This is a genomic window from Mesorhizobium sp. M6A.T.Cr.TU.017.01.1.1, from assembly GCF_004023115.1.
Taxonomy (GTDB): Bacteria; Pseudomonadota; Alphaproteobacteria; order Rhizobiales; family Rhizobiaceae; genus Mesorhizobium; species Mesorhizobium mediterraneum.
On sequence record NZ_RZTA01000172.1, the window covers coordinates 1 to 9,388 of the forward strand.

6 protein-coding genes are annotated in these 9,388 nt (G+C 62.4%); 1 reads left to right on the forward strand and 5 read right to left on the reverse strand.

Annotated elements, in window-relative coordinates; translation table 11 throughout:
* Positions 1 to 269 precede the first annotated feature (269 nt).
* Both EOB36_RS31665 and EOB36_RS31670 read right to left on the reverse strand, forming a co-directional pair.
* On the reverse strand, positions 270 to 590 hold the full coding sequence (locus EOB36_RS31665) for a 2Fe-2S iron-sulfur cluster-binding protein (RefSeq protein WP_006334837.1): 321 nt from the start codon (positions 588 to 590) through the stop codon (positions 270 to 272).
* A gap of 100 nt (positions 591 to 690) precedes the next feature.
* Entirely contained in the window at positions 691 to 1,059 is a 369-nt protein-coding gene (locus EOB36_RS31670) for an Hpt domain-containing protein (RefSeq protein WP_095485577.1), read from the reverse strand.
* A gap of 273 nt (positions 1,060 to 1,332) precedes the next feature.
* Here EOB36_RS31670 and EOB36_RS31675 point away from each other — a divergent pair, with 273 nt between their 5' ends.
* Positions 1,333 to 7,599 (forward strand): apolipoprotein A1/A4/E domain-containing protein, encoded by a 6,267-nt coding sequence (locus EOB36_RS31675; protein ID WP_128286434.1) that lies wholly within the window; start codon positions 1,333 to 1,335, stop codon positions 7,597 to 7,599.
* A 79-nt stretch (positions 7,600 to 7,678) separates the two neighbouring features.
* On the opposite strand, the gene EOB36_RS31680 is transcribed toward EOB36_RS31675, so the two are convergent.
* The 3 genes from EOB36_RS31680 to EOB36_RS31690 all read right to left on the reverse strand — a co-directional run.
* Positions 7,679 to 8,122, reverse strand: coding sequence for an SRPBCC family protein (locus EOB36_RS31680; protein WP_029352946.1), 444 nt, complete (start codon positions 8,120 to 8,122; stop codon positions 7,679 to 7,681).
* A gap of 152 nt (positions 8,123 to 8,274) precedes the next feature.
* Entirely contained in the window at positions 8,275 to 8,670 is a 396-nt protein-coding gene (locus EOB36_RS31685) for a DUF2314 domain-containing protein (protein ID WP_126106419.1), read from the reverse strand.
* A gap of 150 nt (positions 8,671 to 8,820) precedes the next feature.
* On the reverse strand, positions 8,821 to 9,388 hold a 568-nt coding region (locus EOB36_RS31690), incomplete at its 5' end, for an ABC-type transport auxiliary lipoprotein family protein (protein ID WP_245467953.1).

Here is a 9,388-nt window from a genome sequence, read left to right on the forward strand (position 1 = left end):
GGCAAACAAGCCAACAGGCCCCGCCCCGACAATCAATGCGTCCGTCCTGGTGATATCGGTCATGAATGCGCCTTCGATGCGCAGGGCCTCGAAAACCGGAATCGATTTTCGCTGGGGATCATGCGCCAATCACAGTGCTACAGCGCCCTTTGCGCGTCCAAGCGGACGCACGGCGCTGTAGAGAACGGCGCGACACTGCATGACCATTGGCCCGCTGCCAAGCCGGGGCCGGAAAAATCGGCTATAAACCCCGCTTCAGCCTTCACGCCTCAGCCTTGGCGGGCGGGCACGCGCACAACCAGGCCGTCGAGTGCGTCGCGCACCTTGATCTGACAGGAGAGCCGCGAGTTCGGCTGGACGTCGTAGGCGAAGTCCAGCATGTCCTCTTCCATGGCTTCCGGCTCGCCGACCTCCGCCGTCCATGCCTCGTCGACATAGACATGGCAGGTCGCGCAGGCGCAGGCGCCACCACATTCGGCCTCGATCCCCGGCACGGCGTTGCGGATCGCGTTTTCCATGACGGTCGAGCCGTTTTCGGCATCCACGTCAAAATGTGTGCCGTCATGGGCGATGAAGGTCAGCTTGGTCATTTGTCACCTGAAGGGAGTCTCAGCCGAGATAATCACTCCGGCAGACAAGTCAACTGCCGCGCAAAAGCGGCGCTCTATGCCGTTTTTTTCGGAAATGGGTTTAACGGCTGATGGCGGCGACGAAATCGCGGACTTCTTCGATCAGCGAGCCAAGCCGCTTGAGGGTATTGGTATCTTCAGGCTGAAGTTCGATCGCGCTGGCGCAATCGGCAATGGCGAAGGCGCCGATGCCGCGCGCCGAGCCCTTCAGCCCGTGCGCCAGAAGCAGTCGTTGCCTCACATCGGCGTCGACGATCTTGTCGCGAACGGACAGCGCCTGCTGCACGAACAGCGCCAGCACCTCCTGCTCGAGGCTGCGGTCGCCCATCGTCTGGCGCGCGAGATGCGCCAGGTCCACCGGCCGCGACCCGGCCGTTCCCGATACGTCGCCGCCGGGCATCGAGAAGGCAATGCCGTTTTCGCCACGCATGAATCTGCAACTCCATTGTTCGACTGCCGAAAAAAATAGGCGCATCCTGTGGACGGCGGGTTAATGATTGGCCCGGAAAAATGTTGCGATAACGGCGCCGGAATCACAGTTCTGTTAACCTTATATTTAAAGTTTTACGTATCGCGCCGAATGCATGTTTTCTTTACCCCGGTGTGTCATTACGATACGACAGGTCCATTTTCAGCCTCTTGCGTGGGACACGACAAGCAGAATCAATAAGTCCCGCGGCAGCTTGTACAGGGTAGCGAAGGCATGGCGAAGAAAACAACGACGACAAGAACGCTCGATAGCGACGTAGCCAGGGAACTCGAAAAAGCGCTTGATATCGACCTGAGCGGGGATGCCGGCGGCGACCTCGACATCGCGGCGTCGATGGAAGACCTGGAAGCGCAGATATCGCAGGCTGCCGACGAGTTGGCACGCGAAGGCCGTAACCAGAATGCCGAGCCTGTTGCCAACCAAGGCCAGAATGCCGAGCCTTTCGCCAACCAGAGCCAGAAGGCGGAGCCTGCCGCCAACCAGGACCAGAAAGCCCAAGACCAGAAAGCAAAGCCCGCGGCAAAGGCCAAGCTGGCTGAACTGCGCCCTGTGGAAACGCGCAATAGCCAGCAGCCGGCCGGTTTCACACCAGCCAATGACCCTCTTCAAAAAGATTACAAAACGCTGCTGCACACCCTCAATCGGCGTGCCTCGAACACGATCTACTGGGTCGTTGCGCTCGTTTCGCTCGCCTGGATCGCGGGCGCCGGTGCGCTGGCCAATCTGCTGTTTGGACCTGGCATCTGGCAAATCCGCACGCCCGACCAGTTTTTCGCCCGTCCTGAACTGATCGGCCTGGCGGTCGCTGCGATCCTACCCGTCCTCCTGTTCTGGGCGTTTGCAGCCATGATTCGCCGCGCCCAGGAAATGCGCATTGCCGCTCAGTCGATGACGGAAGTGGCCTTCCGCCTGACCGAGCCGGAAAATATCGCCCAGGATCGTGTCATGATGATCGGGCAGGCCGTTCGCCGCGAGGTGGCGGCCATGGGTGAAGGCATCGAGCGCACGCTTGCGCGAGCCGTCGAACTCGAAACCCTGGTCCACAGCGAAGTCAACCAGATCGAACGCTCCTACTCGGAGAATGAATCCCGCATCCGTTCGCTTGTCGACGGGCTGGGCAGCGAGCGCGAAGCGGTGGTCACCCACGCCGAACGCGTGCGCGCCTCGATCACCGGCGCGCATGAGACGCTGAAGGACGAAATCGGGGCTGCCAGCGACATCATTCGCGACAGCATTCTCAACGCCTCGACCAACCTGTCGATGACCATCACCAATTCCGGCGACACGCTGATCGACAGGATCAACCAGAGCTCGATGTCGATCTTCGATTCGGTGGAAGGCCGGCTCGAATCGATCACGGACCGGCTGTCGACCTCCGGCGAAGCCTTCGCCAGCCTTCTCGATACACGCATCGCCAAGCTGACGGACACGACCGACGGCCTCACCCGGTCGCTGACCGATCTGCTCGACGATCGGACCTCCGGCATGGTGTCGCTGCTCGGCGGCGCCGCGCGCACGCTCAACTCCGAATTTGAAGCCAGCCTTAACGGCATTGAGCGGACGCTGGCCGAACGCGGCCAGACGCTGATTAGTGAGTTCCAGACCCGCGCCGAAGCGCTGGACACCGGCACCCAGAAGCTCAACGCCGCGCTCGAGGCCCGTGCACGCCAGATCAACGAGACCCTGGTCGAGCGCGCGCGCGAAATCGCCCACACCTTCCAGGAAAGCAAGGAGACGCTGTCGGCGATGATCGATCAGGGCAAGACCCAGATCGGCGCCGACATGGCCGATATCGTTTCGTCGACCTCGTCCATGCTTGAAGCACGCGCCGGCGATTTCGCCGGGCGCATGGAAGCGGCTCGTCATGTGGTGTCACGCTCCTTCGATGCCGATATCCAGCGGCTTGCCGATGCCCGCGTCGGCATCGAGGAAGCCGTCGAGAACCACAGCCGCAAGCTTTCCGAAAGCCGCGAACGCATGGCGGCGGCAATGCAGGCCGATCTGGCGAAATTCGCCGAAAGCCGCGCCGGCATCGACGCGGCTGTCACCGATCAGGTGCAGAAGCTTGCCGAAGGTCGCAGCCTGATCTCGCGCGCGCTCGAAGAGGATCTGCGCAAGGTCAACGAGTCGCGGGCCACCATCGATGCTTCGCTCGGCAGCCATCTCGAAAGCCTCGAAGAGGGCCGTAACAGGCTTTCACAGGCCTTGAACGAAGACTCCGGAAAACTTGTGCAAGCCCGCACGATCATTGATGAAATGGTTGCCGGCCATGTTGGCAAGCTGGCCGAAGGCCGCAGCATTCTTTCACGCGCTCTCGAGGCCGATCTCGGCAAGCTGGCCGACAGCCGCGCCAGCATCGACGGCCTGGTCGCCGGTCAGGTCGAGAAGATCGCCGAAGGTCGCGCCATCCTCGCCAAGGCGCTGGAAAGCGACATCGTCGGCATCAAGGGTCTCATCGAGAACCATTCCGCCAAACTGGCGGAAGACCGCACCGAGCTTTCGCGTTCGCTTGAAAACGACCTGTCCGGCATCAGGGGCCTGATCGAGCAACATTCGGGCAGGCTCGCCGACGATCGCAGCCTGCTTTCGCAGACGCTCGAGGCTGACCTCGCCAAATTGGCGGACAGCCGGTCGAGCATCGACGGGCTGGTCGCCGGCCAGGTCGAGAAGCTGGCCGAAGGCCGCGACATCCTCAAGCGCGCGCTTGAATCCGATCTCAACACGATCAAAGACGTCATATCGAGCCAGTCGGAAAAGCTGGCGGAAGACCGTGGTCAGCTCTCAAGGGCGTTGGAAATCGACCTGCAGAGCGTGAATGGCCTTATCTCCGATCACATGAACAGGCTCGCAGAGGACCGTTCGACCCTGTCGAAGGCGCTCGAAGACGACCTCGCGAAACTGGCCGAAAGCCGGTCGAGCATCGATGGTCTGGTTACCGGCCAGGTCGAGAAGTTGGCCGAAGGCCGCGACATACTCAAGCGCGCGCTGGAAGCCGATCTCAACACGATCAAGGACGTCATATCAGGTCAGTCCGAAAAGCTGGCGGAAAACCGCTCGACCCTGTCCAAGGCGCTCGAAGACGATCTCGCGAAGCTAGCGGAAAGCCGGTCGAGCATCGACGGGTTGGTTGCCGGCCAGGTCGAGAAGCTATCCGAGGGCCGCGACATCCTTAGACGTGCGCTGGAAGCAGACCTCAATACGATCAAGGGTGTCGTCGCCGATCAGTCCCAGCAACTGACCGACAATCGTGCACAGTTTACGCGGGCCCTGGAGGCCGATCTCGGCAGCGTCAACGGTCTTGTAAACAGCCATGCCGAGAAGCTGATCGAGGACCGCTCGATCCTCTCCAAGGCGCTCGAAGACGATCTCGCCAAGCTGGCGGAAAGCCGGTCGAGCATCGACGGGCTGGTTGCCGGCCAGGTCGAGAAACTGGCCGAAGGCCGCGACATCCTCAGACGTGCGCTGGAAGCAGACCTGCAGAAAATTGCAGCGAGCCGCAGCGACGTAGACGACATCATCGCCGGCCATGTCGGAAAGCTGGCCGAAGGCCGCGACGCGCTGACCCGTGCGCTGGAGGACGATCTCTCCAAGCTCGCCGACACCCGCAAGGATGTCGACCGTTCGCTGTCCGGCCATATCGACCAGATCGCCGCCAGGAGCACCGATATTTCCGCGGCAATCGCCGCCGACGTCGAAAAAATCGAGCAGGCGTTCAGCCGGCAGACCGGCATCATCGAGGAGCGCGCCGGAACCATGGAGCGTGCGTTGTCGACCGGTGTCGACAACGTCCGCAACGTGCTCGAAAAGAGCGCCGTCTTCGTTGCGGGAGCGCTGCGTGAAAAGGTCATGGAAGTCACCAGCGCGCTGCATGAGCAGGCGGGTGCTGCGTTCAGCGACGCCGATCGCAAGATCGCCGAACGTGCCGAGCAGACCTCGGCGGCCTTGCTCGCCAGGGCGGAGGATATCGCCCGCACCTTCGAGGAGGCGGATCGCCGCCTCGCCGCACGTGCCGAGGATACGTCGAGCGCGCTCATTGCCCGCGCCGAAGACACATCGAGCACCATCATGGCCCGTGTCGACGATACATCGAACTCCTTGCTGGCGCGCGCCCAGGAAACGGCCGATCAGCTGGCAGCCCGTGCCAGCGAGATCGCCGGCACATTCGATGCGGCGGACCAGAAGCTCGTGGCCCGCGCGGTCGAAACGGCGCAGTCGTTGGCCGCGCGCGCCGGCGACATCTTGCGCAATTTCGAAGGCGCCGACGAACGGCTCGGCGTGCGCATCGGCGAATCGGCCGAGGCGCTCGCGGCGCGGGCATCCGACCTTGGCCGCATTTTCGATGCCGCCGACCAGCAGCTGATGTCGCGTATTGCCGAAGGTTCGGAAGCGCTGTCGGCCCGCGCATCCGAGATCGGCCGTATCTTCGACGAGGCGGATCACCGTCTGGTGTCCCGCATCGCCGACAGCTCGTCGACGATCGGAGAGCATACCGAGAACATCGTCGGGGCATTTGCCAACACCGAGCAGCGGGTTGCCGAACGTGCGAGGCTGACCGGTCAGGAACTTGCCGTCCACGCCCGCGAAATCGAGCAGGCGCTGGCCGGCGCCGACGAGCGCCTGGCATCCAGCGCAGCAGCGGCGGCGGCTCGTGTCGAGGAGCAGGTTGCCGGCGTCGAAAACCGTCTCGTCTACACCACCGAGACGATAGGCCAGAAGCTCAACGAGCAGGTTTCGACTGCCGAGGCGCAACTCATTTCGCGCGCCAACGCGATTGCCGAAACCTTCACCGCGGTCGGCCAGCATATCGGCCAGAGCACCAACGACGCCGCGAAGACCATCGGCACCAACACCCGCGAGCTCAACACCATGCTTGCGGCACGTTCGGCCGAGATCTCGAAAATCCTCGACGAAACGGCACGGCCGCTGGTCGAGCGTTTCGCCCAGGGCGGCTCGGAGCTGCAAAAGAGCATGGAAGAGGTTACCGAGCGCGCGACCGAGAAGTTGCGCAGCGAAAACGCCGCCTTGGTCGACGCGCTCGCCAGCCGCACCGCCGAAACATTGTCGGCCGTCGAAGGCGCACGCTCGACGCTCGCCGACAGTGTCGCCGATCTCATCGGCCGCATGAGCACCTCGAGCTCGCAGCTCGGTCAGTTGATCGAGCAGGCGGCGGCCAATCTCGGCCAGGTCGACGAACGCCTGACCGGCAGCACGCAAAGCTTTGCGGCGACAACGGAAAAAGCCGCGCAGACCTTCGCTAGCTCGGCGCGCCTGGTCGATTCGAACACGACGCGGCTTACCGAATTGTCGTCTTCCACCTTGCGCGAGGTCGCCTCGATTGCCACCAAGTTCGACGAGCACAGCCGTCTGCTGTCCAGTGCTTCGGACCTGTTGAGTTCGGCCCAGAGCAACCTCGAACACACGCTCGAGAGACAGTCGTCGCTGGAGGACCTCGCCGTCGGCCTGGTCAAGAAGTCGGAGGATCTCGAAAAGGTCATGCGCTCGTTCGAGACGCTGGTCGGCCAGACGTTGCAGAACGCCGAAGGCAAGACGCTGGAGTCGGCGGACAAGATCCGTGCCGCCATTTCCGACGTCGTCGATTCGGCAACGAAGCGCTTCGCCGACGCGACCGAGGAGATGCGGCGCACCGCCGGCTCGATCAAGAGCGAGCTCGACCTCACCCGCGCCGAGCTTAAGAAGGGCGTCATCGAGATGCCGGAAGAGGCAAAGGAATCGACCACGGCCATCCGCCGCGCCGTTTCCGAGCAGATCAACGCGCTGAAGGAACTCTCGGATATCGTTGCGAAATCGGGCCGCAGCACCGACACCTCGGAGCCGCGCAACCTGCGTCCGGCACCGCAAGCGCCTGCCGCGCGCGCCGCTGAACCGCAGCGCCGTCCTCCGGCCCCGCAACCGGAACCTCGTGCCCCGCAGGCGCCATCGGGTGACACCGCACTGCGCGGCACGCTCGACCTGGAACGCCCGGCTGAGACGGCGCAGCGCCAGCGCGACCCCAATGGCCGTACGCCGCAAGGCGGCTGGGTGCGCGATCTCTTAACTGGGGCGTCGCGCGAAGAGGCCGCCAAGCCCGCGCCGTCGGAAGCGCCACGCTCGGCCCCTGCCCAGCGCTCGCCGCTTCATGTCGTGGAGTCACTCAACTCGCTTTCCGTCGACATCGCCCGCGCCATCGATCACGATGCCTCGATCGAGTTGTGGAACCGCTACCGGCGCGGCGAGCGTGACGTGTTCACGCGGCGTCTCTACACGCTGAAGGGCCAGCAGACTTTCGATGAGATCCGCCGCAAATATCAGATGGAGGCGGAGTTCCGTGCCGCCGTCGACCGTTACTGCGATGATTTCGAAAAGCTGCTCAAGGACGTGTCGCGCAACGACCGCGACAACATGATGGCGCAGACCTACCTGACGTCGGACACCGGCAAGGTTTACACGATGCTGGCGCATGCAAGCGGCCGCCTGCATTGATCAGGCGATAAACGAAACAAGAAAGGCGGGAGATGTTCCCGCCTTTTTTATGCAGTGCCGACGTCCTCGGGATGATGCTCTATTGATTGATCTCCGGCTCGACGAGCCTTGCCAGGTTTCGCAGCGACTCCTGCCAACCGAGATAACAAGCCTCAGCTGGAATGACGTCCGGAACACCTGCCTGCGTGATATCCAGCTCCGTGCCGACCGATACTTTCTTCAAGATCACTGTCACCTGCATCTCACCGGGCAAGTTAGGATCGTCGAACTTGTCCGTATAGCGCAGGCGTTCGCCAGGAACGAGCTCGACATATTCACCGCCAAACGCGTGGCTTTTGTCGGTTGTGAAGTTGCGGAACGACATTTTGAATGTGCCGCCGACTTTGGGTTCCAGATGATAGACCGTGCAGGTAAAGCCGTTGGGCGGTAGCCATTTCGCAAGCGCGTCCGCCTCAAGGAATGCGCGATAGACTTTTTCTGGGCTGGTTGCCAGAACGCGGTGCAGGCGTACGGTACTGGGCATATCATCTATCCCTATGGTTGGAGTGTCGATCCATGCCAAGGACGAACGCGGCTTGACCGATCCGACAACAAGTTAGGATTTTTTGGAACCGGGGGCCGCAGACCTTCATGTTGGCGACTGCTATCGGACCCGTTGCAGACATGAGACCGCGATCACGTTTGAGGCCAACGCTTCTTCGGTGTTTGTGCGGCCAAGGCAATGGTTTCCTCGCCACGTTCGCGAATATCGATCACATGACGGGCGGAAAACGGTAACTCAATCCCACTCCAAAGCTCATCATTCTGAGCAACTGCATACGGATCGTTATTGAGGACCCCCAAGTAGGCTCCGTCGATCCGCTCGCGCACCAGCACCCACATGCGCTCTACGGCGACGGGTTCATTCTCATCATCGACCGAAATTCGAAAGATCAGTTTCGCGTGATCTCCCGGTTGCAATCCTTCTCGTTCATGCGAATCGGGTATCCAGAATGTGTCCGGCGACGCCTGACGATATTCCTCGCCATCATCCAGGCACCACCCGTCCAATTGGAAATCCGGTTCACGCATTGCTCTATCTTAGCGGCCACATGGATGTCGGGAAACCACCCGAAACCGACTGTCGTCGACTACCGAGTTTTCGCACGGTGGTCGCAATCAAAGGAACCTGTTGACCATCATGCCGCCGCCAAGTAGCTGCGCCCGGCGTCCCTGGCTGTGTCAGATCACCGAATCGGTCCAGCGAACGATGTCCTTGGCGGCGTCGCCGAACGCAGCGTCGAGCGCGCCGACATAGGCCTGATTGCCGCTGCCCGAGACGGGCGCGCTCGCGGTAAAGCTCTTTGAGGCGCGTACCTCGCCATTGCGGTCGTTCAGTATCCGCACGAACAGGTCGACCTCGGCATGCTCGCCGCCGTCGACCCGGACTTCGAAGGCACGGACCTCGACGATCACCTGGTAGTCGATCGCCAGCCCCTCGCCCGGCTTGCCGACACCGGCGAAGCTGCCCGAGCGCTGGAATGTCTCGGCCAACCGCGCCTGCACGATCAGCGGCAGCCGATCGGCCCATTGCGCGCCCTTGAGGTACTGGATCGAACGCACGGTCGGCTTGATGACGATGTTCTGGCTGTCCAGCGCCTTGAGCGCGGAAGGCTGGGCGATGAGAATCTGGCGGCGGCTGTGGCCGCGCGCATCGAGCGGCGGTGCCGACAGTTCGAATGTGTCCAGGGGCGCCGGCCCGCCGCCCGGCAAAAACGCGCAACTGGCTAGCGAAAGCGTAAGCAGTGCC